The sequence below is a fragment of the Ruegeria sp. YTSA075 genome, from assembly GCF_059610245.1.
The window spans coordinates 42,399-63,280 of sequence record NZ_JBXWNG010000012.1 but is presented as its reverse complement, the minus strand read 5'-3'; the positions used below and the strand labels follow the sequence as shown (position 1 = coordinate 63,280).

The 20,882-nt window shown below is 57.9% G+C and carries 30 protein-coding genes; 13 read left to right on the top strand and 17 right to left on the bottom strand.

The genetic code is table 11. The features are described 5' to 3' along the window. Positions 1 to 2 precede the first annotated feature (2 nt). Positions 3 to 920, bottom strand: a complete 918-nt coding sequence (locus AC2FGE_RS17700) for a LysR family transcriptional regulator (RefSeq protein ID WP_496820588.1) — start codon at positions 918 to 920, stop codon at positions 3 to 5. Between the two features lie 99 nt (positions 921 to 1,019). On the opposite strand from AC2FGE_RS17700, the gene AC2FGE_RS17695 reads away from it, so the two are divergent. Then, entirely contained in the window at positions 1,020 to 1,982 is a 963-nt protein-coding gene (locus tag AC2FGE_RS17695) for a sodium-dependent bicarbonate transport family permease (protein ID WP_496820587.1), read from the top strand. Here the strand turns inward: AC2FGE_RS17695 and AC2FGE_RS17690 are convergent. The 4 genes from AC2FGE_RS17690 to AC2FGE_RS17675 are packed head-to-tail and all read right to left on the bottom strand — an operon-like array spanning position 1,975 to position 4,891. Beyond that, positions 1,975 to 2,877 carry an OmpA family protein gene (locus AC2FGE_RS17690; protein WP_496820586.1) on the bottom strand — a complete coding sequence of 301 codons (903 nt, stop codon included), beginning with the start codon at positions 2,875 to 2,877 and terminating at the stop codon, positions 1,975 to 1,977. The two genes, AC2FGE_RS17695 and AC2FGE_RS17690, sit on opposite strands and share 8 nt — an antisense overlap. Continuing rightward, positions 2,874 to 3,431, bottom strand: a complete 558-nt coding sequence (locus AC2FGE_RS17685; RefSeq protein ID WP_496820648.1) for a peroxidase-related enzyme — start codon at positions 3,429 to 3,431, stop codon at positions 2,874 to 2,876. The genes AC2FGE_RS17690 and AC2FGE_RS17685 overlap by 4 nt, the downstream gene beginning before the upstream one ends. A 30-nt stretch (positions 3,432 to 3,461) precedes the next feature. Continuing rightward, the gene (locus AC2FGE_RS17680; protein ID WP_496820584.1) at positions 3,462 to 4,172 is read right to left on the bottom strand and encodes a GNAT family N-acetyltransferase; all 711 of its coding nucleotides are present in this window, start codon (positions 4,170 to 4,172) and stop codon (positions 3,462 to 3,464) included. Next, positions 4,169 to 4,891: a competence/damage-inducible protein A gene (locus AC2FGE_RS17675; protein ID WP_496820583.1), complete on the bottom strand. Its 723-nt coding sequence runs from the start codon at positions 4,889 to 4,891 to the stop codon at positions 4,169 to 4,171. The genes AC2FGE_RS17680 and AC2FGE_RS17675 overlap by 4 nt, the downstream gene beginning before the upstream one ends. Before the next feature lie 49 nt (positions 4,892 to 4,940). Between AC2FGE_RS17675 and sfsA the strand changes: the two genes are divergently transcribed. The 3 genes from sfsA (at position 4,941) to map (ending at position 7,200) form a co-directional block, all read left to right on the top strand. After that, on the top strand, positions 4,941 to 5,657 hold the full coding sequence (sfsA, locus tag AC2FGE_RS17670; protein ID WP_496820582.1) for a DNA/RNA nuclease SfsA: 717 nt from the start codon (positions 4,941 to 4,943) through the stop codon (positions 5,655 to 5,657). A 63-nt stretch (positions 5,658 to 5,720) separates the two neighbouring features. Further along, positions 5,721 to 6,248 (top strand): GNAT family N-acetyltransferase, encoded by a 528-nt coding sequence (locus tag AC2FGE_RS17665; RefSeq protein WP_496820581.1) that lies wholly within the window; start codon positions 5,721 to 5,723, stop codon positions 6,246 to 6,248. 139 nt (positions 6,249 to 6,387) lie between these two features. Then, positions 6,388 to 7,200 (top strand): type I methionyl aminopeptidase, encoded by an 813-nt coding sequence (map, locus tag AC2FGE_RS17660; RefSeq protein WP_496820579.1) that lies wholly within the window; start codon positions 6,388 to 6,390, stop codon positions 7,198 to 7,200. Here the strand turns inward: map and AC2FGE_RS17655 are convergent. Genes AC2FGE_RS17655 through AC2FGE_RS17640 form a run of 4 tightly spaced genes read right to left on the bottom strand, consistent with a single transcriptional unit; the run spans position 7,188 to position 9,794 of the window. Further along, positions 7,188 to 7,367: a hypothetical protein gene (locus AC2FGE_RS17655; RefSeq protein WP_496820577.1), complete on the bottom strand. Its 180-nt coding sequence runs from the start codon at positions 7,365 to 7,367 to the stop codon at positions 7,188 to 7,190. The two genes, map and AC2FGE_RS17655, sit on opposite strands and share 13 nt — an antisense overlap. Before the next feature lie 24 nt (positions 7,368 to 7,391). Beyond that, entirely contained in the window at positions 7,392 to 8,027 is a 636-nt protein-coding gene (locus tag AC2FGE_RS17650) for an HAD family hydrolase (protein WP_496820575.1), read from the bottom strand. A 1-nt stretch (position 8,028) separates the two neighbouring features. Further along, entirely contained in the window at positions 8,029 to 8,586 is a 558-nt protein-coding gene (gene rsmD, locus AC2FGE_RS17645; RefSeq protein ID WP_496820574.1) for a 16S rRNA (guanine(966)-N(2))-methyltransferase RsmD, read from the bottom strand. Then, positions 8,583 to 9,794 carry an NAD(P)/FAD-dependent oxidoreductase gene (locus AC2FGE_RS17640; RefSeq protein WP_496820573.1) on the bottom strand — a complete coding sequence of 404 codons (1,212 nt, stop codon included), beginning with the start codon at positions 9,792 to 9,794 and terminating at the stop codon, positions 8,583 to 8,585. Before AC2FGE_RS17640 ends, rsmD begins: the two co-directional genes overlap by 4 nt. Positions 9,795 to 9,893: 99 nt before the next feature. On the opposite strand from AC2FGE_RS17640, the gene AC2FGE_RS17635 reads away from it, so the two are divergent. The 4 genes from AC2FGE_RS17635 to AC2FGE_RS17620 all read left to right on the top strand — a co-directional run bounded on the left by AC2FGE_RS17635 (position 9,894) and on the right by AC2FGE_RS17620 (position 11,420). After that, positions 9,894 to 10,379 carry a peroxiredoxin gene (locus AC2FGE_RS17635; RefSeq protein WP_496820572.1) on the top strand — a complete coding sequence of 162 codons (486 nt, stop codon included), beginning with the start codon at positions 9,894 to 9,896 and terminating at the stop codon, positions 10,377 to 10,379. Positions 10,380 to 10,482: 103 nt separating this feature from the next. Beyond that, entirely contained in the window at positions 10,483 to 10,728 is a 246-nt protein-coding gene (locus tag AC2FGE_RS17630) for a glycine zipper 2TM domain-containing protein (RefSeq protein ID WP_496820571.1), read from the top strand. Between the two features lie 11 nt (positions 10,729 to 10,739). After that, complete coding sequence (locus AC2FGE_RS17625; RefSeq protein ID WP_496820570.1) at positions 10,740 to 11,084, top strand: EF-hand domain-containing protein; 345 nt, start codon at positions 10,740 to 10,742, stop codon at positions 11,082 to 11,084. A 24-nt stretch (positions 11,085 to 11,108) separates the two neighbouring features. Next, a complete protein-coding gene (locus AC2FGE_RS17620) occupies positions 11,109 to 11,420 on the top strand; it encodes a hypothetical protein (RefSeq protein ID WP_496820568.1) in 312 nt (103 codons plus the stop codon). On the opposite strand, the gene AC2FGE_RS17615 is transcribed toward AC2FGE_RS17620, so the two are convergent. Genes AC2FGE_RS17615 through AC2FGE_RS17600 form a run of 4 tightly spaced genes read right to left on the bottom strand, consistent with a single transcriptional unit; the run spans position 11,417 to position 14,159 of the window. Beyond that, entirely contained in the window at positions 11,417 to 11,710 is a 294-nt protein-coding gene (locus AC2FGE_RS17615) for a 4a-hydroxytetrahydrobiopterin dehydratase (RefSeq protein WP_496820566.1), read from the bottom strand. The two genes, AC2FGE_RS17620 and AC2FGE_RS17615, sit on opposite strands and share 4 nt — an antisense overlap. After that, a complete protein-coding gene (locus tag AC2FGE_RS17610) occupies positions 11,707 to 12,894 on the bottom strand; it encodes a GNAT family N-acetyltransferase (protein ID WP_496820565.1) in 1,188 nt (395 codons plus the stop codon). The genes AC2FGE_RS17615 and AC2FGE_RS17610 overlap by 4 nt, the downstream gene beginning before the upstream one ends. A 45-nt stretch (positions 12,895 to 12,939) precedes the next feature. Then, positions 12,940 to 13,707, bottom strand: coding sequence for a glycerophosphodiester phosphodiesterase family protein (locus AC2FGE_RS17605; protein WP_496820564.1), 768 nt, complete (start codon positions 13,705 to 13,707; stop codon positions 12,940 to 12,942). Beyond that, positions 13,704 to 14,159, bottom strand: coding sequence for a RidA family protein (locus tag AC2FGE_RS17600; protein WP_170533863.1), 456 nt, complete (start codon positions 14,157 to 14,159; stop codon positions 13,704 to 13,706). Before AC2FGE_RS17600 ends, AC2FGE_RS17605 begins: the two co-directional genes overlap by 4 nt. A gap of 290 nt (positions 14,160 to 14,449) precedes the next feature. On the opposite strand from AC2FGE_RS17600, the gene AC2FGE_RS17595 reads away from it, so the two are divergent. Continuing rightward, positions 14,450 to 15,265 (top strand): MlaA family lipoprotein, encoded by an 816-nt coding sequence (locus AC2FGE_RS17595; RefSeq protein ID WP_480551044.1) that lies wholly within the window; start codon positions 14,450 to 14,452, stop codon positions 15,263 to 15,265. After that, a complete protein-coding gene (locus AC2FGE_RS17590) occupies positions 15,255 to 15,863 on the top strand; it encodes an MlaC/ttg2D family ABC transporter substrate-binding protein (protein ID WP_496820562.1) in 609 nt (202 codons plus the stop codon). The genes AC2FGE_RS17595 and AC2FGE_RS17590 overlap by 11 nt, the downstream gene beginning before the upstream one ends. A gap of 92 nt (positions 15,864 to 15,955) precedes the next feature. Here AC2FGE_RS17590 and fliP read toward each other — a convergent pair whose 3' ends face one another. From fliP to fliF, 4 genes are read right to left on the bottom strand one after another with little or no spacing between them, the layout of a single operon-like run. Next, complete coding sequence (gene fliP / locus AC2FGE_RS17585; RefSeq protein ID WP_496820561.1) at positions 15,956 to 16,687, bottom strand: flagellar type III secretion system pore protein FliP; 732 nt, start codon at positions 16,685 to 16,687, stop codon at positions 15,956 to 15,958. Next, complete coding sequence (locus AC2FGE_RS17580) at positions 16,687 to 16,974, bottom strand: FliM/FliN family flagellar motor switch protein (RefSeq protein ID WP_496820560.1); 288 nt, start codon at positions 16,972 to 16,974, stop codon at positions 16,687 to 16,689. Before AC2FGE_RS17580 ends, fliP begins: the two co-directional genes overlap by 1 nt. Continuing rightward, positions 16,967 to 17,563 carry a FliH/SctL family protein gene (locus tag AC2FGE_RS17575; RefSeq protein WP_496820559.1) on the bottom strand — a complete coding sequence of 199 codons (597 nt, stop codon included), beginning with the start codon at positions 17,561 to 17,563 and terminating at the stop codon, positions 16,967 to 16,969. The genes AC2FGE_RS17580 and AC2FGE_RS17575 overlap by 8 nt, the downstream gene beginning before the upstream one ends. Beyond that, a complete protein-coding gene (gene fliF / locus AC2FGE_RS17570) occupies positions 17,563 to 19,149 on the bottom strand; it encodes a flagellar basal-body MS-ring/collar protein FliF (RefSeq protein WP_496820557.1) in 1,587 nt (528 codons plus the stop codon). Before fliF ends, AC2FGE_RS17575 begins: the two co-directional genes overlap by 1 nt. A gap of 119 nt (positions 19,150 to 19,268) precedes the next feature. Between fliF and AC2FGE_RS17565 the strand changes: the two genes are divergently transcribed. Genes AC2FGE_RS17565 through AC2FGE_RS17555 form a run of 3 tightly spaced genes read left to right on the top strand, consistent with a single transcriptional unit; the run spans position 19,269 to position 20,851 of the window. Then, positions 19,269 to 19,766, top strand: coding sequence for a flagellar basal body-associated FliL family protein (locus AC2FGE_RS17565; protein WP_496820556.1), 498 nt, complete (start codon positions 19,269 to 19,271; stop codon positions 19,764 to 19,766). 9 nt (positions 19,767 to 19,775) lie between these two features. Further along, a complete protein-coding gene (locus AC2FGE_RS17560) occupies positions 19,776 to 20,267 on the top strand; it encodes a hypothetical protein (protein ID WP_496820555.1) in 492 nt (163 codons plus the stop codon). Further along, complete coding sequence (locus AC2FGE_RS17555) at positions 20,267 to 20,851, top strand: MotE family protein (protein WP_496820553.1); 585 nt, start codon at positions 20,267 to 20,269, stop codon at positions 20,849 to 20,851. The genes AC2FGE_RS17560 and AC2FGE_RS17555 overlap by 1 nt, the downstream gene beginning before the upstream one ends. Positions 20,852 to 20,882: the final 31 nt, after the last annotated feature.

The following is a 20,882-nucleotide window of genomic DNA, read 5'->3' as shown; positions in this document are numbered from 1 at the left end:
TTTTATGGGCGGATTATCGACAGACCTATAGACCGGGCGGAAGAGCGCAAAGCGTCCTTCAGCACATTTTGACCCGGCGGTGGGGTCTCAGAATTGCGTGCCAGCAGGGCGATATCACGATTGGCGTTGGGAATGGACAACGGACGCAACCGCACCTCGTCACGGTAAATCCCTTGTCTACGGGCAAATAGATCAGGCAGAATCGCAACACCAACACCTGAGGCGGCCATGAGGACAATGGAATCGAGGGTCGTGCCCTCATATTCATCCGAAACGACTCCTCCACATTCTGCCGCCAACCCGTAGACGATGCGCGACAAGCGGTGACTCTGATCAAGGGTCAGGAACAATCGATTCTGCAAATCCGCAGCGCTGACACCATGGATATCTTGCGCCAACACGTCATCCACTGCCACGGCGATCCAAAGCGTTTCGTTGAACAAACGGTATTGCAGCGTGTTGGCGTGGTCTTCTGGTGTTGACAGGATCAAATCAAATCGGCCAGATTTCAGGCCCTGCTCCAGATCCAATGTGTTTTCCTCGCGCACGACAATGCGCAACCCTGGACGCTGCCGATGCACCTCCTTGATGGCTTGCGGCAACAAATATGGTCCGATTGACGGCAGGACGCCCAGTCTCAACCTTCCCCCGACCGGCATATCAGTGGTCATCGCGTGGCGAAGGTCTTTGACGTCCGCAAGAATCTTTTGAGCGCGCGAGATGAACTCTTCCCCTTTTGTCGTCACCTGAATTCCACCTCGGTTGCGCTCGAAGATGCGAGTGCCAAGCTCTTGTTCTACAGTCGAAATTTGTGTCGAAAGGCTGGGTTGGCTGACATTCAGCACTTCAGCCGCGAGGCTGAACCGCCCAAGGCGGCTGACCGTGACGATGTATTCCAACTGACGCAAGGTTGGGCGCATTTCATAGCCTTAAACTAATTATAATTTAGAAAGATAGTATTTGGCGAAAATGAATTTGCAAGGCACCTAGCCCGAAACCGAGGGAACAGGAGCCTATAAATGCCCGGAGTGATCGAGACGCTGTCCAGCAATCTGCTGGTGCCTACCATATTGTTTTTTGCCCTTGGGCTTCTGGCGGCCTTCGTGCGCAGCGATCTGTCGATTCCAGCAGGAGCGGCCAAGTTCATGTCGCTCTATCTGCTGCTGGCCATTGGGTTCAAAGGAGGGGCCAGCCTGGCCGCCCACGGCATTCACCTGCAACTGTTCCTGACCCTGATAGGCGGTGTTGCCTTGTCATTTGCCATCCCATTTGTTGCCTTTGGTATGCTTAGGGTCATGACACGGCTGGATCCGCTGAACGCAGCAGCGGTTGCAGGGCACTATGGGTCCATCTCGATTGTGACCTTTGTCACTGCCACCAGCCTGCTGGATCTTGTGGGCATCAGTCATGACGGTTTCATGGTGGCCGTTGCGGCAGCGATGGAGGTTCCAGCCATTCTGTCGGCGCTTTGGCTTGCGCACAAGACCGGCAGCAATGGCGTCAAGGATGACAAGCTGTGGCGGGACCTGCTGGCCAATGGCTCGATTGTTCTGCTCACCGGTGCGTTTGTGATCGGGGCCATTACCGGTGGTGACGGAATGCAAATGATCGCGCCCTTCATCGTCACACCTTTTACCGGCATCCTGTGCCTGTTTCTGCTGGATATGGGCCTGTCGGCTGGACGCAGCCTGATCAGCAATCGGGACAAGCTGTCGGTCGGTCTGTTTGCCTTTGGCGTTCTGATGCCTCTGATCGGTGCATTGATGGCATGGGCGGTCGGAACCATGATCAGTTTGCCACAGGGCAGCTTGTTCCTGTTCATGGTGCTGTCGGCTTCCGCCTCATACATCGCGGTTCCGGCTGCCATGAAAATCGCGCTACCGAAGGCCGAATCCGGGATTTACCTGACGCTTTCGTTGGGTGTTTCGTTCCCGTTCAACATCACCGTCGGATTGCCGCTTTACCTGTGGTGGGTCAGTTGACCAGCAAAACGGCCTCAACCCGGCGGTTGAGGTCGCGCCCTTCGGGCGTCGCGTTCGAGGTGATCGGGGCAAGATATCCCACGCCCTGAGCCTCGATCCGGTCAGCAGCCACGCCATGCGCTTCGATCAACCGGCTACGGACCGCCTCGGCCCGGCGTGTGCTGACCTGGATATTCGCGTCAAGATCGCCGGTATCATCGGTGTTGCCAACCAGCGCCAAACGCATGCCTGGATTGTCAGCCAGAAATCCAGCCAGCAACGAGAGCGAGGAAAATGGCCTGTCGCCCAGCGCCACCTCACCCGTTCGGAAATGCAGGTCGTCCAGAATGACGTGCCCGTTTTTCTGCAACTCGACCAAAAGGCCCTCGGTTCCGTCGACGGATTGTTCAACAACAATAGGTTCTGGCACGGGCTGATCGGCCGGTGTGACGCGGATCATTTGCACATAGCCGTCGGGCGTGTTCCGGCTGACCAGCAGGCTCAGCACGGTTTGCCCTTTCTGTGCTGCCAGAAACCGGTAGTCCTGAATGGCCACATACATGTCGGGCGTGGGTACGACCTCGGTTCCAAACCGAAAGTCAAAACCGCCACAGACACGGGCCTCGCATTCGAAAAGGATGTCATATCCTTGCGCTTCGATCTGATCCCGCAGTGGGGCCAGCAACTGCAGGGTCGTGCTGGACCCGGCCTGCAGGCGCCAAGTGTACCGCTCAACCTTCCCTTCGACGGTTCGTGATGGCACAGCCCCATCTGCAAACGATCCGGTTGGCAGATCATAGCTGTCCAGGGCCGAACTGCGGTCGCTGATCTGCTGTGCCGTCTGCGGCAAGGTCAGTTCTTGCGCCACCACAGGTCCAGCACAAACCAGCAAAACAGATACAAGCGTTCGGATCATCGAAATTGCGCGTGGTATTCGGGGTTTGGTGCCATGGCGGTGGCGCTGGCGACCCGGTTGGACATGTTGAAGAACCCGGCCACATTGGCGATGTCCCAGATGTCACGGTCGCTGAACCCCACATCGCGCAAGTGCTGACGGCCAGGTTCTTCAATCTCGGCGCTGGCCTTGGTCATTTTGGCGGCAAAATCCAGCATGGCACGCTGACGCGCATCTAAAGGTGCAACGCGATAGTTCATCGCCAGCATCTCTCCCAATTGCGGATCACCCGACAGCTGCCGCACTGCCGCACCATGGGCAACAAGACAATAGAAGCATTTGTTGATTGATGACACGACAACCGCGATCATCTCACGTTCCAGTTTGGACAGCCCGCTATCGGCCAGCATCAGGTCGTTATACATGGCGGTAAAGGCGTTCAGCTTATCGATATCGAACGCGTAGGCCCTTAGCACATTTGGCACCATGCCCAGTTTCTCGACACAGATATCAAAGTATTTCTGCGTCTCAGGTGGCAGCGGATCGACCATAGGCAGGTCCAGCGCGGTAGGCATATCTTGTTGTGTCACGGGGACCTCTCTTCGTCAGATAAGTTGACGGTAATGGTATTCGCCCACGATCTCCATCCCAAGCGCGCGGTAGAGACCATTTGCCCCTTGGTTCGCCTTGGTGCAGATCACGCTGAGCGTTTGCGCACCGTTGTCGCGCCCCCATATGGCAGCGGCCCGCATCGTCCATTCGCCCATACCCTGCCGTCGGTGATCTGGCAGAATCTCAAGCGCATGCAGCATGGCGATGTTCTCGTGCATCGCAACAAATGCAGCTCCGCAAGGTTGATCCGAATGGCGCAAGAGCAGGCTGGTCTTGGGCCCTTTGGCGCGCTCCATGATCGCCACTCTTTCAGGGCCGATCCCACCGGAGGCCCAGATTTCCCGCATGATTGCAAGCGGTTCCCAGATCTGGAAAACGGTGACCAACGGGATCGGGCGATCTGTCAGTTCTGAAACAGGGCAGGTGTAGATGTTAACCGGGTCCAGCACCTGATAACCGCGCGCGGCAAGCTGCGCATCCAACGCTTCATCACCTGGGCGCAGGCAAAAGATGCGCTTTTGCCCCATGGCAAGCATTGCCTGTTCTGCCGCATCAATATCCGCTTCGCTGACCAGGCCTACGGCACTGGCTGCCGAAACCCGCGACCCGCCGCCCTGACCCCGGCGCAGCTGAAAAGGGCCCAACTGCCCATACCCAGCCGCGGGCCAGGTGCCATCGACAACCTCGGCCCAATTGACGCTCACAATTCCAGCTCTTTTGCCAGTTGGGTCATGGCGGCGTCGATGCGTGTCCCTTCGGTTCCACGGATCACGACGTTTGCGCCGAAAACCCCGTTAACTTGGAACGGGTAGCAACCGATCGACAGGTCATCATAGGTGTCCGCCAAAGAGGCCAAAGTCGCCGCGATGTCGCCCTCACCCCGGTCCACGCGCAGGGTCTGAGACAAGAGCGGGCTGCCTCCGGTCAGCTTGGGCAAAACGCTCGCCACCATGGCCTGAAACACCGATGGCACCCCAGCCATGACATGGACGTTTTCGATGGTAAAACCCGGCGCGGTTGAGACCGGGTTGTCAATCAGAGCCGCACCATCGGGGATACGGGCCATGCGCAGGCGCGCTTCGTTCAGCTCCAATCCCGATTTGTCATAATGTGCCTGCAACAGGGCCCTTGCATCATCTCGCACATCAATATGCGCCCCAAAAGCGCGCGCTATGCAATCGGCAGTGATGTCATCATGGGTCGGGCCGATCCCACCGCTGGTGAACACAGTGTCATAGCTGCCGGACAAAGCCTTCACAGCGGCCTCAATCGCCGGGGCATCATCGCTGACAATGCGCACTTCGTTCAGGTCGATACCGTGTTTGGTTAGCTCTCCAGCGAGGTAGTGCATATTCGCATCGCGCGTCCGGCCGGATAGAATTTCATCCCCGATCACCAGCATTGCAGCGGTTGGATTGGCCATAGCGCTTCCCCTCTTGATCGACCTTAGGGGCAGGTATAGGCCCTAGGCTATGCGATTTGAAACCCCTCTTGTCCCCGCCCGCCTGATCCGCCGTTACAAACGCTTTCTGGCCGATTGCACACTGGAGGACGGCAGCCAGATCACCGCCCATTGCGCCAATCCTGGTTCGATGTTGGGGCTGGCGGAACCTGGGCAGAAAATCTGGCTGGAACCGAATGACGATCCAAAGAAAAAGCTGAAATACGGTTGGCGGCTGGTTGACCATGAGAACGGACATTTCACCGGGGTCGATACATCCGTGCCCAACAAAGCCCTGCGTCTGGTGTTGCAGTCGGGTGAGATTCCCGAACTGGCCGCCTATGATAGCGTCCGGGCCGAGGTGAAATACGGCCAGAACAGCCGCATCGATTTCCTGCTATCCGGTCCCGGCCTGCCCGATGCTTATGTCGAGGTCAAAAGCGTCACCCTGTCTCGTGAACCCGGGCTGGCCGAGTTCCCCGACAGCGTCACCGCACGCGGCACCAAACATCTGGGCGAGTTGGCCGCGATGGTCGAGCAAGGGCACCGGGCGATCATGCTGTATCTGGTGCAGCGCACCGATTGCGAACGCTTCGCGCTGGCCGCAGACATCGATCCAGCCTATGCGGCGGCGTTTAAGGCTGCACAGGTGAAAGGAGTGGAACGGTTGGCCTATGGCACTCGGATAACGCCCGAGGGCGTTTGGGTTGATACAAATGCCTGCATCGGATCTGAAACCAAGATATGATCGCAGGATGTCGGTGAAACCTGTTCGCGGCAAAAGCCAGTACGGCCAGCTAGGAGCCCCCTGATGGTAGAAGTATCGATTGAAACCTGTACCGAGTTACCGGAAAAGGACGCATTCAACAGCATTTTATCGCAGTATTATGGCCTCATCGTCCAACGAATGCAGGAAATGGGTTTCGACATAGACCCAACCGCACCCGAAAGCGCAATGGCCGAATTCTGGGCCAATTCGAACGATTATCTGCCTCCGGACGGCTGCATCGTTGTGGCGCGAGATGCCGCCGGTGAAATCATCGGATGTGGCATGCTGAAACGGCTTGATGACCAGACTGGTGAACTCAAGAGAGTCTTTGTTGTTGAGGGCGCAAGAGGAACAGGCACCGGAAAAGCACTGATCGAAGCCCGAGAAACGGCCGCGCGCGCGATGGGTCTGACACGATTGGTCGCCGATACGCTGACGCCCAATGTCGAAATGCGCAGCCTTTATCCAAAACTGGGCTTTGTAGAACTGGATGAACCAATTGAGACGACAACCTACAAAGACCAACCTATGCTGCGCCCGCATATGCACTACTTCGTGAAAGAAATTTAAGGCAATACGCCCTTGCTGGCGATACTTGAACACTGCGACACACCCGCCAATTTGGGGATCTCAGCCCCACGCCCTCTGGAACTTTCTGCACAAGCAGCGTAAATAAAGTGCTGCGCGACATATTTGGAGCTGAGCGTCGATGAAAGAGCATCGCGGCCGTATGACGAAGGACGGCATTCGCATATATGAACAGGGTGACTTTGCTGGCATGCATGCGGCAGGGGCCTTGGCTGCGCGGATACTCGATGACATTGCCGAGCATGTGTTTCCCGGTCAGACAACCGGCGCGATTGATGGGCTGATCACGCAGATGGTCGAGGATGCAGGCGCGACCTCGGCGACCATCGGCTACAAAGGCTATCAGCACGCCAGCTGTATCAGCGTGAACCACGTCGTGTGCCATGGCATCCCCGGCGACAAGAAGCTGAAAGAGGGCGATATCCTGAATATCGACGTGACCGTCGTTGTCGATGGTTGGTTCGGTGACACCTCGCGCATGTACGTGGCGGGAAAACTGCCTCGCAAAGCCGAGCGCCTGATCCAGGTCACCCATGACGCGCTGTTCAAGGGCATCGAGATGGTCAAGCCCGGCAACACGTTCGGTGATATCGGCCACGCCATTCAGGCCTATGTTGAGGCGCACCGGATGAGCGTTGTCCGCGATTTTTGCGGCCACGGTCTGGGCCGAGTGTTCCACGCACCGCCGAACGTTCTGCATTACGGCCGTCCGGGAACCGGCGCGGTGCTGGAAGAGGGCATGTTCTTCACCATTGAACCAATGGTCAATCTGGGACGTCCCGAAACCAAAACGCTGGCCGATGACTGGACCGCCGTAACCCGCGACAAATCCTTGTCCGCGCAGTTTGAGCATTCAGTAGGTGTCACGGCAGATGGGGTTGAGATTTTCACCCTGTCACCTGGCGGGAAGTATCACCCGACCTACTCGTCCTGATCGGCGGCCTGTTCGCGCAGAAGCTTCAGCAACATCGTCTCTGCCCCCCATGGCGTGACAGCATCATGGATCAACACCGGCGCATTCCGTGGCTTTGGCGGCGGGTTTGTCGCTGTATCGGTATCTGGCGCAATGCTCCAGATTGGCAGGGATAAGGCGCGGTCCATAGCGCCGACGATAGCACGGTTCGATCAAATCCCCAAAAGATCGGGAACTGCTGCCATATCCTCAAAGACCTCCGCCCCAAGCTCTGCAAGGCTCGCGCCACCCCCATGTGGTGCGTAAGCCAAACAACGCATATCGGCGCGGATGGCTGCGGTCACACCGCTGGCGCTGTCTTCGATCACAACCGGAGATTTGGCCCCAAACTGCGCGGCAGCGGTGCGAAACATGGTCGGGTCCGGTTTTCCAACGCCGATTGTATAGGCCGAGAACATCACATTCTGAAACCGGTCCCAAAGACCATGCTGGCCCAGCGTGATCTTCATCTTCTCGACATGGCCATTTGAAGCGACGCAGAACGGCAGGCCTTGCGTGTCCAGGATTGTCAGCAATTCGGGTATGCCTTTGACCAGCGGCACACCGTTGCGCAGCCGGGCATAGGTTTCTGCGTAGACTTCATCGATCCAGTCGCCGAGCAGGGCGGCGCCCATTTCGCCCGCGATCTCCTGCGCGCGGGCCATGGTGGTGCCGACGAACGTATCCATACACTCGGCCATGGTCAGGTGCAGGCCATACTGGGCCAGACTATCGATCATCACCTGGTTCATCAGTGGCTCGCTATCGACCAGAACGCCATCGCAATCGAAGATTACCAGATCGTGCATCTTAGCCCTCTGTGCGCCACATCAGTGAGATATGCGTGTCGCCATATTTTCGCTGGTCGCGCAGATCGAACCCTTCGGGCGCAGGCATCGAGGCACTCTCTTCCCAGACAATCAGGGCATCGGTGGCGAGCCATCCGCCCTGCCCCGCCATGGCTAATGCCTTCTGGCCCAGGGATTTGCCATAGGGCGGGTCAAGAAAGACAAGGTCATATGGCGCGCCGGGATTGTCACCAAGGCGGGTTGCATCGCGCCGGATCAGATCACTCTGCGTCCGGCTGCCCGTCAGCTCGATATTCTTGCGGATCAAACCCTGCGCAACCCGACCGTCATCGACAAACGTGACATGGGACGCGCCGCGCGACAGCGCCTCAAGCCCCAGTGCGCCGGTGCCTGCAAACAGGTCCAACACGCGCAGACCGTCGAAGTCGATCTGATGCATCAGGACGTTGAACAGGCTTTCACGCACCCGGTCAGTGGTGGGGCGCAGATGCGCGCCCGCATCGCCCCTGCCGACGGAGGCCAAGGCGCGGCCCCGGAAGTCTCCGGCGATGATCCTCACGCTTTGAGCAGCGGTTTCAGGTCCGCTTCCGGGTCTGCGACCACCGATGGATCCGCTGTCTTGCCTGCATCGATCAGGCGTTTGCCAACCATATAGGCGCGAGGGTCGTTCATTGCGTCGACCGCGATTAACTGATCGCCCTTATAGTACCAGAACGACACCGTCGCGCCCTCGCCTTTGCGGGTCACAACCCGGTCATACCCCGTGTTCAGCCCAGCGATTTGCAGTTTGACGTCATATTGATCTGACCAGAACCACGGCGTTGCGGTGTAGTCCTTGGCGGCACCCAGCATGTTCTGAGCCACGGTCTCGGCCTGGTCGATAGCGTTTGGGACGCTTTCAAGACGAATACGCCCTTCGCCATGCGGGAAGGATGCACAATCGCCTGCCGCCCAGATCGATGGGTCAGAGGTACGGCCGTGGGCGTCGGTTTTAATGCCGTTGTCCAGTTCCAGCCCCGCCATCTCGGCCAGTTGCGTCGATGGTGCGATGCCAACACCGACAACCACGAAATCTACCTCGATCTCGGACCCGTCCGTCAAAACGGCGCCGACCACTCTGCCGCTGTCACCGATCAGCCGATCCAACCCAACGCCTTCGCGGATATCCGCACCGTATTCGCTGTGCAGCGCACGGAAGTAATCGCTGGTTTCCTTCGCAGCGACACGTTGCAAGATACGCTCGGCCATTTCGACCAAGGTCACTTTGACCCCCCGCTTGGCACAGACGGCCGCGGCTTCAAGCCCGATATAGCCGCCACCCACGATCAACGCGCGTGCGCCTTCAGTGACACGGGGCTCCATCTCATCGATATGCGCCAGATCGCGTACCACATGTACGCCCTGCAGATCACCTCCGATCGCGGCGGGAAGATAGCGCGGGTCCGATCCAGTAGTCAGCGCCAGTTCGTCGTAGGAAATGGCATCATCGCCAACCGTCACCGTCTTGGCCTGCGGATCAATTGCGGTGACACGCTGCCCCAGGCGCAGAGTGATGTTGTTTTCGGCATAGAAGCTCACGGGTCGCAGGAAAAGGCGCTCCAATTCCATTTCACCCAGCAGATAAGCCTTGGACAAGGGCGGGCGCTGGTAGGGCAGATGCGGTTCAGCCCCGATCAGGGTGATGTCCCCTTCGAACCCGTCTTTGCGCAGCCGCGCGACAAGCGAAGCGCCCGCTTGTCCGGCACCGATCACGACAATATGGCTCATGTTCCTCCCACCCTGTCGAATTACCGTGGTCTCATCCACGCGACCACCTATATTGCGGCAAAGCCCGACTCTGCAAATCCAAACGACAGGAGGTAATAAATGATTTCAACAGGTGACACGCTGCCCGATGCCACGTTGACCCAAATGGGTGCCGAAGGCCCGGAAGAGGTGCGGATTTCCGACAAAACCAAAGGTCGGAAAGTGGTGATCTTCGCGGTGCCGGGTGCCTATACCGGCACCTGCACCACCGCCCATGTCCCCAGCTTTATCCGGACCAAGGATCAGTTCGACGCAAAAGGTGTTGACGAGGTGATCTGCGTTTCTGTCAACGACCCGTTTGTTATGCATGCATGGGGCGAATCCACCGGCGCGGCTGCGGCGGGGCTGACCATGCTGGGCGATGCCACATCGGAATTCACCAAAGCCCTCGGCATGGATTTCGATGCACCACCCGTAGGCTTGATCGCGCGGTCCAAACGCTATGCGATGCTGGTCGAGGACGGCAAGGTGGTCGCGCTGAACCTGGAAGAAAACCCCGGGGTTTGCGAAGTCTCGGCTGGCGAGGCGCTGTTGGACGCAATCTGAACCGATCTGGCCCCGACCTGTGTCGGGGCCAGATGAACCCTATTTAACTTGCGACAACGCCCCGTTGTGCGAATACTTGGCGCATAAACACGGGAGTTGATTGATGAAACTCAGATTCTTAACCCTCTGCGCGGTTTGTACTGGTGCTTTGGCCGCTTGCGGCCCGGCCCCGACCCCGCAACAACAAGCCGCGCGCCAGCACGAAATCGCCTGCCTTGGCGGCACATTAGGCGGCGCTTTGATCGGCGGTGCAATTGGCAATCAGTTCGGAGGCGGTTCCGGCAAAACCATCCTGACTGCGGCAGGCGCTGCTGCGGGTGGCATCGAAGGGCAGAGGTTCGCATGTTGAAAACATTGAAGATGAAACCGTTTTTTCTGATCGCTTCAGTGGCACTGACCGGTGCGGCCCAAGCGGAAACCGTGGCCGAGCTACACGAAAACGAGCTGCGCGCCATTGACGCCAACAATGACGGGTTCCTGTCCAAGGACGAGTTCAACGCCTTTTCCGACTACGCGTTTCAGGCGATGGACGAGGATAAGAACGGCACGTTGGGATTGGATGAGGCCAAGCCGTTTCTGGACATCAAACAGTTTCAAAACGTTGACCGGAACGACGATAGCTTTATCTCAAGGGCAGAATACGACGCGCAGATGGGCAATGATTTCACCACTGCGGATCAGGACGGAAACGGCCAGCTGGACTAGGCCAACTCTGAACAGGAGCGTGGTATGAACAAATGGATCGCCTTTGGGGCGCTTGCCGCCCTTTGCGCATGCGATGTGCCCCAAGCCCCAGTCATAACGGGGCCGGATGGCCAAGCCCGCATTCAGATCAATACCAGTGGTTTGACCTGCTACAATACAAAGTGTCTGGATATTGATCCAGCCAAGCGCAGCGTGCGTCAGGTGGGCAACCGCACAACTGGAATTCCGGGCAACATCAATGTCAGTGACGGAACCGTGACACCGGCCGAGTTCGAACAGATGGGCGTCGCCGCCTCATTGGCTGGTGGAATGGGATCGCGCGGGGATCGCGGCTAGATCAGGCTGTCCATCTTGCGTGCCAGTTTGGCATCCAGAGACGACAAACCGCCCACATCGTGAGTGGACAGCACAACTTCGACCGTGCGGTAGACGTTGAACCATTCCGGGTGATGGTTCCATTTCTCAGCCCAGATCGCCACCTGTGTCATCCAACCAAAGGCGGCAACAAAATTTTCGAAAATAAAGGTTTTGGTGATAGCATCCCGGCCTTCAACCATTGTCCAACCGTTGCTAAACAGCGGATCCAGTAGGGGGCCTCGGGTCTCGGTCGACAAAAGCTCGGTCATTGCTGTTCCTCCGGGTTCGATTTTCTGAAGGGTCCGTAATCAGTCAAGATTTCAATCTCTTCTCCTACGGCGCGGCCTTCGGCGTCCAGATATCTTTTGACAGCATCAGCAAAACCCGGATCACCGACCCAATGCAAGCTATGCGTGCGCGTCGGCAGATAGCCGCGCGCCAATTTGTGCTCGCCCTGCGCACCTGCCTCGACCCGAAGCAAACCCTGGGCAATCGCAAAATCAATCGCGCGATAGTAACACAGTTCGAAATGCAGGCAGGCGTGGTGTTCGACACAGCCCCAATACCGACCAAAAAGCGTTTCGCGCCCGATAAAGTTCAGCGCCCCTGCAACCGGATAACCGTCGCGCACGGCCAGAACCAGCGCCATGTCATCCGCCATCGTGTCCTGCGCGATGTCAAAGAACTGCCGCGTCAGATAGGGTGAGCCCCACTTGCGTGCACCAGTATCCTGATAAAACTGCCAGAACGCATCCCAGTGTTCGGGGCGCAGCTCTGACCCGGTCAAAGTGATGATCTCACCACCGAACCCGTTTGCCTGCGCCCGTTCTTTGCGGATATTTTTGCGTTTGCGCGAGGACAAGGCCGTAAGAAACCCATCGAAATCAGCATATTCGTCGTTCAACCAGTGAAATTGCTGCGAGCTTCGCAGCATCAGGCCCATCTGCTCACCCGCAAGCGCCTCATCCTCGGTGCAGAAGGTTGCGTGCAGGGATGAGACCTGGTTGTCGGCCGCCAGTTGAACCGCGCCCTGCACCAGCGCGGACATGCCAATCGCTTCATAACCTGGTCGCACCAGAAACCGCCGCCCGGTTGCGGGCGTGAAGGGAACGGCAATTTGCAGTTTAGGATAGTAGCGCCCGCCCGCATTTTCATAAGCATGGGCCCAACTATGGTCGAAAATGTATTCGCCCTGACTGTGCGACTTGGCATACATCGGCGCGGCGGCGATCAGCATTCCGTCCAGATAGCTGGTCAGGTATTGCGGGTGCCAGCCAGTTCCTGACCCGACCGATCCGCTGTTTTCCAGCGCCAACAGAAACCGATGGGTGGTGAACGGATCCAGAGGGCGCCCGCCATCTTCGGCCTCGGGGCAAGCGCAGGCATCCCACTCTGCCGCAGAAATCTGCGACAGAGAGCTCAGCACCTGAACTTCGATCTGCGCCTGATCCATGTACCCTCCGCGTCTGTTCTTTATCTGTGACAGTGCGGGGCAGGTTCAACCCGGATGGGCGGCCAAATACCCCTCGAAGGTCACATTGTCGGCAATGTCGCGGGCTTTTGCCTCTTGTTCGGGCGAACGCACTGTCCAGCACAGAATCGGAACGCCCTGTGCCTTTAGCTCGGCAACACGGGGGCGGTGCAGGTCGTGAACCTCATGGCTGATGAAGCTGGCCCCCACCCGGTCAAAATCCGGGATGCCGCGCAGATGATCACAAATGCTGTCTGACAGAGGCCAATCCTGCGGATCATAAGAGCTGGTCACGATCCCGCGCGGCAGATGCGGCGCCAAGCGCGCCAATTCAGCCACGCTGTTGGGGTTGAAGGACATCAACGCCACCGGGCCCTTGTAGCCCTGCAGGGCCCGCACGGCATCCGCCTCAAGCGGGCCAATATCGGTACCCATCGCGCCATCCTGATCTTTTAGTTCGATCAGCAAAGGCACCTTTCCGGCGACCATCGCCAGCACCTCATCCAAAGCGGGGATACCATCATCGCCATGCAGCAAGGGGACATCCGCCGCTTGCGCCGAGGTGATCCGCCGGATCGGACCTGCCTGTCCGGTCAGACGCGCCATATCATAGTCATGAAAGACCATGGCGCGGTTGTCCGACGTCAGTTGCAGATCAATCTCAATCCCGTACCCGGCGTCCACCGCTGCACGAATAGCCGCCCGGCTGTTTTCCGGGCGACGATCCGAGATGTCATGCAGGGCTCGATGCGCAATCGGAGCCTGCAGAAATTCGGCTGGCAGTTTCGGGGTCATTGGACCTCGAAAATGCCTTCGATTTCAACCGCAACGCCCAAGGGCAGAGAGGCCGCGCTGACGGCCGAGCGGGAATGACGCCCAGCGTCGCCCAGCGCCTCGACCAGGAAATCGGACGCGCCATTGATCACCTGCGGCTGCGCGGTGAAATCAGCGGTCGAATTCACAAAGCCGGTCAGCTTGATCACGCGCACCAGTTTCTCAATGTCACCACCGCAGGCCGCTTTGACCTGTGCCAGAAGGTTGATGGCGCAGACCTTTGCCGCCGCAGCGCCCGCTTCGACATCCATGTCATCGCCCAGCTTGCCGGTAATCAGATCATCCGCCTTGGAAATCTGGCCCGAAATATAGACAATATTGCCCACGCGCACGAAAGGTACATAGTTCGCGGCAGGTGCAGGGGCGTCGGGCAGGCTGACGCCCAGGCTTTCCAGTTTTGCGGTGATACTCATGCGATGATCCTCATCCCTGATTTGACTCGGGCGGACGCTACCCCCTTGGGCGCGACAGGGAAAGCAGGAAACTGGCATTTTTGAACGTGGCGTTTATCTGGGCATAACTTCTCTTATTCCGCAGTGTTGAAGCGATGTCACTTTACCACGCGCAGGCAGACGCGCTAAATGCTGGATGTTTCAATTTGGACCTGAAACATTTATGTGACCAAGACTTGTGCCAACGCGGCACTATTATCGATTTAACATCTGGCAATCATGGGCCGGATTACTTTGGAGTAGCAAAGACCGTGTTGAGCAGATTGCGTCTGAAACACCTTGTTGTGCTGTCCCTGTTGCCGATCCTGTCCGCCTGCGCCACGCAGCCATCGGAGCAGGCGGCCCGGGGCGAAGTGTTCGACCCTTACGAAAAAACGAACCGCGGCATCCACAAGTTCAACCTGGGTGTTGACCGGTTTTTGTTCCGCCCGGCCTCAAAAGGCTATGTCAAAATCGTCCCCGATCCGATGGTGACCAGTTTCAGCACCTTTGCTGAAAACATCTCGCTGCCTGGTCAGGCCGTCGATTATCTGCTGCAAGGCAATCCAAAACAGATGGGCAACGCGCTGCTGCGTTTTGTTGTGAACATGACAGTGGGCGGGTTTGGCCTGTCTGCACCCGCTGATGAGCTGAACCTGCCGCCCGTGGATACGGATTTCGGCGAAACGCTACATGTCTGGGGATTTGGAGAGGGCGCCTATGTCGAGCTGCCGTTCTACGGCCCCTCAACAACCCGCGATGCGGTGGGCGTTGTGGTCAACCTGTTCTCGAACCCGATCAACTTTACCCCCACGCGCCCCGCCGACAACCTTGGCGTTTATGCCGAGATCGTGCGCCGTATGGGCGACCGGGGGCGGTTTTCGGATACAGTTGACTCGATCCTGTATGAAAGCGCCGACAGCTATGCGCAGGCACGACTGATCTATTTGCAAAATCGCCGCTTTGAACTGGCACGCGATGATGAGGATGCCTATCTGGATTTGTACTCCGATCCCTATGCTGAAATCGGAACCGACCCTGTCAGGGACCCCTATCTAGACCCTTACGAGGACCCCTATGCCGAGTAAATCTTTGAACCGACGTCGTTTTGTTTTCTCCGGCCTGACCGGATTGGCGCTGACTGCGCTACCTGTATCCGCCTTTGCCCAGACCGAAGCAAGCGCCAAAGCGCTGGTGAACAGTGTTGTGGCCGAGATCAACCGTGTGATCGCGTCAGGCAAATCCGAAAACGCCATGCTGCGCGATTTCGAGAAAATTTTCGTGCAATATGCCGATGTTCCGATCATGGCGCGCTATGCGCTTGGCGCCGATGCGCGTACCGCCAGCCCGGCGCAGCTGAAACAATTCACCAAAGCCTTTCAGAGCTATATTTCGCGCAAGTATGGACGCCGGTTCCGAGAGTTCATCGGTGGCGAAGTACAGGTGCGCAACGCTCGCAAAATCCGCGCCGGTTACGAAGTCAGAACACGGGTAAAGTTGCAGGGCTCCTCCCCGTTCGAGGTTACCTTTCTGGTGTCGAACAAATCCGGGCGCGACAAGTTCTACAATATGTTCATCGAAGGCGTGAACCTGCTGCTGACCGAACGGACCGAGATCGGCGCTATGCTGGATGCCCGAAGTGGAGACCTCAACCAGCTGATCAAAGATCTGAACCGGACCGCGTAAGTCTCGGTTTCGTATCCAAGGGGCCGCTTTGCCACGGGCAGCGCGGCCCTTTTGTTATCTTTGACGCCCGGCCCTTCATTTCCCAGACACGTCTAGGGCATGTAGCTGCGCACAAGCGCACTGGCGATCAGGGCCCAACCATCGGCAATCACAAAGAACGCCAGCTTGAAGGGCAACGAGACGATGGCCGGAGGGACCATCATCATACCCATCGACATCAGCACGGCCGCGACAACCAAATCGATAATCAGAAACGGCAAGAAAATCAGGAAGCCGATCTGAAAGGCCCGCGCAATTTCTGACAGCATGAAAGACGGCATCAGGACAGACAGTGGTGCCTCGGGCGACAATTCCATCGCGTCACCCCCCGGCCGCAGCGCCGCCATGGCTTGAAACGTATCTACATCCAGACGCGCAGCCATGAAGGCGCGAAACGGTTGCAAGGCGCGCTCAAGTGCAGGTTCCACCTCCATCGTTTCGTCGATCATGGGGCGTATTCCTGCTGTCCACGCCTCGGTAAAGACTGGGTCCATGATGAAATAGGTGAGGAACAGGGCCAGGCTGACAATCAGCATATTCGGTGGTGATTGCTGCAATCCGATCCCTTGACGGAGGATCGACAAAACCGTGATCAGGAAGGGGAAACAGGTGATCATGATCGCCAGCCCAGGCGCGAGACTTAGGACAGTGATCAAAAGGATCAACTGGATGGTGCGCGCCGAGATCGATTCTCCGTCACCCAGCGACAGGCTCAGGTCTTGCGCCACGGCTAGCGACGGCGTCAGCACCGCTGCGGCAAGCACCAGCCCGATCAGAAGGCGCATCAGCCGATCCCGTTCTGCAAATCTGCGATTTCCGTCAGGCGCACGGCCAGTTGTCCGGCCTGATCACCTTCCATCTCTTCCAGAAGGCCGCGCGCGACCAATTGATCGCCAACGTATAAGTCCACCGGGTCTTCGATCCGTTTGTCCAACGTCAAAACAGCGTTTTTGCCCATGTTCAGCAAATCCCGGATCAACGGGCGGGCACGGCCCACCGAGACCGTGACCTCAATCGGGACCGCATCGAACGGGTTGGCTTTTTCGGGTTTCTGGATCTGGGGGTCACTCATTTTTTAATGCCTCTCTGGCTTCAAATAGATATGCATCAAAGGCCCGACCGACCGAGGCCAAAATGGCACGGCAATCCACTTCGCTGCGAGCGATACCCACCTGCAGGCGGGCTTGTCCCGGCTCTAACGCGGGGTCTTCAATGACTTTTGGGGATGAACTAAGAGGTGCCGACAACATCGCTTCGACCTCGGCTGCACGGCCTTCGGGAACCATGATGTGCATGGGCTGACCAATCTGATCGCGAGCCATCTCGGTCAATTGCTCGACCACTTGCGCGGCAAAGCCACGATCGATCATGTCGGGCAAAACCAGCCGGGTCAGGCTGTCGAACATCGGTTCCAGCGACAAGGACATTCGGGTAACCGCCTCGGTGTAGGTGAACGACATATCCTCAAGCGATTTCCCCAGTTCAGACGAAATCTGCCCACGACTTTGTTCCTGCGCCTGCGTTGCGTCCTCCCACCCCGCGCCGTAACCTTGTTCAAAGGCCGCAAGGCGCTGTTCTTCCAGGGCGTCTTCGTTCAGCAGATGAACCCGGCCGCCTCCGGCAAGTATGGTGAAATCTTCAAGAAGATGGGTGATCGACATCAGACACGCTCCTCACCTTCTTCCAGCCAGCTGCGCAGAATCTCGACCGTTTCCTCTTGCTTGTCGCCGATCATCGCTCGCAAACGATCCACCGGATCCTGCGATTGATCGACGCCAATAGCGGGCACGTCGGCTTGCGCGGCCAAAGGCGCAAACTCAGACGCACCATCAGGGGCGATCTCACCCGTCAGCACCTGCGCGTTCTCAGTCTCAGGATCCCCACTCGCCGGCAGCAAGGCAGGCATCACCGGAGGTTTCATCAGGATCGGGCGAATGACAAACAGTGCCAAAACCAGTGAAACCGCCGCCAGAACCGCCATCTGAACCAGAGACATCGCATCCAGATGAACGTTCTGCCACATTGATGCGGATACCAGTGTGCCTTGCGGCTCAACCACCGGTAAATCCAGCGATTTCAGGGTTATCACATCCCCGCGCTCGGCATCGAAGCCCACTGCCGAAGCAACAAGTTCTTGCAACGCGTCCAATTCGTCCTGCGGAAGTGGCGCAAAGCTTTCAGCCCCAGCAGCATCGACCACACGTGTGCCATTGACCAACACAGCGACTGTCAGGCGTTTGACGGCGCCGGGAGCAGTATGCACTTCAAGCTCGGTTTCTGAGACCTCGTAATTCACCCGCTCGCGTGTCTGGGTCGCATTCGAGTTCGATTCGTCGCCGCCAGCCCCATCGCCATCGGGCAAGTTCGAGGCCACCGTCACATCCGATGATTGATTGCGGGCACTGTCCGAACGTTCCTCAACATCGGTGCTGATAGCAACGCGGCCTTTGGGGTCGAAACGCCGTTCGCGGATCGATTCGGTTTTGGTCACTGTATCAACGCTGACCTCGACAACCGCGTTGCCCGCACCGACACGCGCCTCAACCAGACGCAAAACACGCTCACGCAGCTGGCGTGATTTATCATCGGCCGTTTCGGCAGCCGCAGCAGTTTCCTGCCCTCCGATCACCGCACCTTTCGAATCGATCACCGCCACGTTTTCCGGAGCCAAACCGCTAACCGCCGAAGACACAAGAAACCGGATCGCCTTGGCCTGATCACCGGTGATTTCAGCTCCCCTAGACACCAGATAAACCGAAGCAGTCGGCGCCACGCTGGGTTGAAACGGGTTTGCAGACCCGTTGGCAATATGCACGCGCGCCTGACTGACATGAGGGCTGCCAACAATCGTGCGCGCAAGCTCGCCCTCTTTGGCGCGCCAATAGGCGGCATCAAACATCTGAGAGGTGGTGCCAAACCCGCTTAGCGAATCGAGCAGCTCGTACCCGCGATTGCCGTTTGCTGGCAACCCTTCGCTGGCAAGGGTCATCCGCAGTTCATCCCGTTGCCCGCCCGGCACATAGATAGACCCACCGCGAATCTCATATGGCACGCCGCGTTGATCGAGCGAACGGACGATATCACCCGCTGCGCCGCTTTCCAGCCCCGCATAAAGCAGCGTCATCGACGGCGCAGACGCCAACCGCGACATGCCCAAAATTCCCAGAAACACCAGCACAACTGCGCCGGCAACGATGATTTGTTTTCGCCTGTCCAAACTTGCCCAGACAGTTCCGATCTGCTGCACGCTCACCTCCGACTCGCCGACATTCTGCCCGACGCGTTCTCTGTTTGGACCATTGCCCTTAACAATCGGTTAGTCCCTGACGGGTTATGACGGATTCACAATGAATGGATGAGGACGTCATGACAGACGCAACGGCAGAAGAGGCAGAAGCGCCTGAGAAAAAGGGGAAAAAGGGTCTGTTGATCGGGCTGATTCTGGCCGTCGCTGGCGCCGCGGGTGGATATTTTTTGACCACATCGGGCCTGCTGCCTTTCGGCGCAAAATCCGAGGAGACATATGCCGAAAGTGATAAGAAAGACGCCAAGGCTGAACCGCTTGCGGATGTCGGTTTCGTGAATCTTCCGCCCGTGGTCATCTCTTTGACCGAAAGCCAGGCGCGTCACTTGAAATTTCACGCGCAGCTCGAAGTTAACGCTCCGTACATCGCTGATGTGGAAAAAATACAACCACGAATCATGGATGTGCTGAACGGCTATCTGCGCGCGGTCAGGGTTTCGGATCTGGAAGATCCGATGGCTTTGACCCGGATCAGAGGACACCTGCTGCGGCGCATTGAAATTGTTACTGGAGAAGGTCGGGTGCGCGATGTTCTGGTCATGGAATTTGTACTGAATTAGGAGGCGAAATTGGAGCTTATCGCGGATATTTTGCTGGTCGCGGGCGCGCTGGGTGCAGGGCTGTATTGCTTTGTTCTGTCGCGCAGACTCAGACGGTTTACCGATCTTGAAAAGGGCGTAGGCGGCGCTGTTGCGGTGCTGTCCTCGCAGGCAGATGAGTTGAAGAGATCCCTCGACAATGCGCGCGCGGCTTCGGATCAGTCAGGCGAGTCTTTGAAGGATCTGACTCAGCGCGCCGAAAGCGTGGCGCAACGTCTGGAACTGATGATGGCCTCGATGCACGACGTGATTCCAGCAGAGGAGACCGATCCCGAAACGGTCGACATCAAGGACCCTCTGGTCGAGCCTGCACCAAAGTCTGAGGTAGCGAACGAAGTTGCTGAAACTGACGTGGAACCGCCCGAAGCGCAGCCTGAGGACACACTGAGTGAGGCCCCTGCCAAAGCCCCCGAAGGGCTGATGTTTTTCCGGCATGGCCGAAACATGAACGAGGCCACCTGATGCGTTCCAAAACTGCGGATAAAGGGCAAAATCGTCCGCGCGCGGGGGTGTTGACGGTCATCTCTCTGTTGATGATCGGATCAGCGATTATTCGTGTCGGGCTGGAAGCCGGGCCAGCGCTGGCGAAATCCGCGGATGTCGAGCAGTCGAAAGAAAAACACGCAACAACGCAAGCGCGCGATGTTGAGGGCCTTCTGGCCGAGTTGTTGCGCCGTGAAGAACGCGTGAAACAGCGCGAAGATAGGGTGATGGAAAAGGAAAAGGCTTTGGAAATTGCCAATGAGGCCATCGACATGCGCCTCGCCACTTTGCAAGAGGCCGAAGAGTCACTGCGTGCGACCCTGGCCGTGGCAGACAAAGCCGCCGAAACGGACCTGACCCAGCTGACAGATGTCTATCAGAACATGAAGCCGAAAGACGCGGCCGCGTTGTTTGAGACGATGGACCCAACCTTTGCGTCCGGCTTTCTGTCACGCATGCCGCCAGAGGCTGCGGCGAGCATACTGGCCAGTCTCAGTCCGGATGCAGCCTATACCATCAGCGTTGTGATGGCAGGTCGCAACGCGACCGCACCGCAAGAGTAGACCCCATGGACCGCACACCTGCCTCGAACAT

Bases quoted from the DNA above. Each gene is read 5' to 3' on its own strand.
- AC2FGE_RS17700 (WP_496820588.1), bottom strand. From the start codon at position 920: ATGCGCCCAACCTTGCGTCAGTTGGAATACATCGTCACGGTCAGCCGC.
- AC2FGE_RS17695 (WP_496820587.1), top strand. From the start codon at position 1,020: ATGCCCGGAGTGATCGAGACGCTGTCCAGCAATCTGCTGGTGCCTACC.
- AC2FGE_RS17690 (WP_496820586.1), bottom strand. From the start codon at position 2,877: ATGATCCGAACGCTTGTATCTGTTTTGCTGGTTTGTGCTGGACCTGTG.
- AC2FGE_RS17685 (WP_496820648.1), bottom strand. From the start codon at position 3,431: ATGCCTACCGCGCTGGACCTGCCTATGGTCGATCCGCTGCCACCTGAG.
- AC2FGE_RS17675 (WP_496820583.1), bottom strand. From the start codon at position 4,891: ATGGCCAATCCAACCGCTGCAATGCTGGTGATCGGGGATGAAATTCTA.
- sfsA (WP_496820582.1), top strand. From the start codon at position 4,941: ATGCGATTTGAAACCCCTCTTGTCCCCGCCCGCCTGATCCGCCGTTAC.
- AC2FGE_RS17665 (WP_496820581.1), top strand. From the start codon at position 5,721: ATGGTAGAAGTATCGATTGAAACCTGTACCGAGTTACCGGAAAAGGAC.
- map (WP_496820579.1), top strand. From the start codon at position 6,388: ATGAAAGAGCATCGCGGCCGTATGACGAAGGACGGCATTCGCATATAT.
- AC2FGE_RS17655 (WP_496820577.1), bottom strand. From the start codon at position 7,367: ATGGACCGCGCCTTATCCCTGCCAATCTGGAGCATTGCGCCAGATACC.
- AC2FGE_RS17650 (WP_496820575.1), bottom strand. From the start codon at position 8,027: ATGCACGATCTGGTAATCTTCGATTGCGATGGCGTTCTGGTCGATAGC.
- AC2FGE_RS17640 (WP_496820573.1), bottom strand. From the start codon at position 9,794: ATGAGCCATATTGTCGTGATCGGTGCCGGACAAGCGGGCGCTTCGCTT.
- AC2FGE_RS17635 (WP_496820572.1), top strand. From the start codon at position 9,894: ATGATTTCAACAGGTGACACGCTGCCCGATGCCACGTTGACCCAAATG.
- AC2FGE_RS17630 (WP_496820571.1), top strand. From the start codon at position 10,483: ATGAAACTCAGATTCTTAACCCTCTGCGCGGTTTGTACTGGTGCTTTG.
- AC2FGE_RS17625 (WP_496820570.1), top strand. From the start codon at position 10,740: ATGAAACCGTTTTTTCTGATCGCTTCAGTGGCACTGACCGGTGCGGCC.
- AC2FGE_RS17620 (WP_496820568.1), top strand. From the start codon at position 11,109: ATGAACAAATGGATCGCCTTTGGGGCGCTTGCCGCCCTTTGCGCATGC.
- AC2FGE_RS17615 (WP_496820566.1), bottom strand. From the start codon at position 11,710: ATGACCGAGCTTTTGTCGACCGAGACCCGAGGCCCCCTACTGGATCCG.
- AC2FGE_RS17610 (WP_496820565.1), bottom strand. From the start codon at position 12,894: ATGGATCAGGCGCAGATCGAAGTTCAGGTGCTGAGCTCTCTGTCGCAG.
- AC2FGE_RS17605 (WP_496820564.1), bottom strand. From the start codon at position 13,707: ATGACCCCGAAACTGCCAGCCGAATTTCTGCAGGCTCCGATTGCGCAT.
- AC2FGE_RS17600 (WP_170533863.1), bottom strand. From the start codon at position 14,159: ATGAGTATCACCGCAAAACTGGAAAGCCTGGGCGTCAGCCTGCCCGAC.
- AC2FGE_RS17590 (WP_496820562.1), top strand. From the start codon at position 15,255: ATGCCGAGTAAATCTTTGAACCGACGTCGTTTTGTTTTCTCCGGCCTG.
- fliP (WP_496820561.1), bottom strand. From the start codon at position 16,687: ATGCGCCTTCTGATCGGGCTGGTGCTTGCCGCAGCGGTGCTGACGCCG.
- AC2FGE_RS17580 (WP_496820560.1), bottom strand. From the start codon at position 16,974: ATGAGTGACCCCCAGATCCAGAAACCCGAAAAAGCCAACCCGTTCGAT.
- AC2FGE_RS17575 (WP_496820559.1), bottom strand. From the start codon at position 17,563: ATGTCGATCACCCATCTTCTTGAAGATTTCACCATACTTGCCGGAGGC.
- AC2FGE_RS17565 (WP_496820556.1), top strand. From the start codon at position 19,269: ATGACAGACGCAACGGCAGAAGAGGCAGAAGCGCCTGAGAAAAAGGGG.
- AC2FGE_RS17555 (WP_496820553.1), top strand. From the start codon at position 20,267: ATGCGTTCCAAAACTGCGGATAAAGGGCAAAATCGTCCGCGCGCGGGG.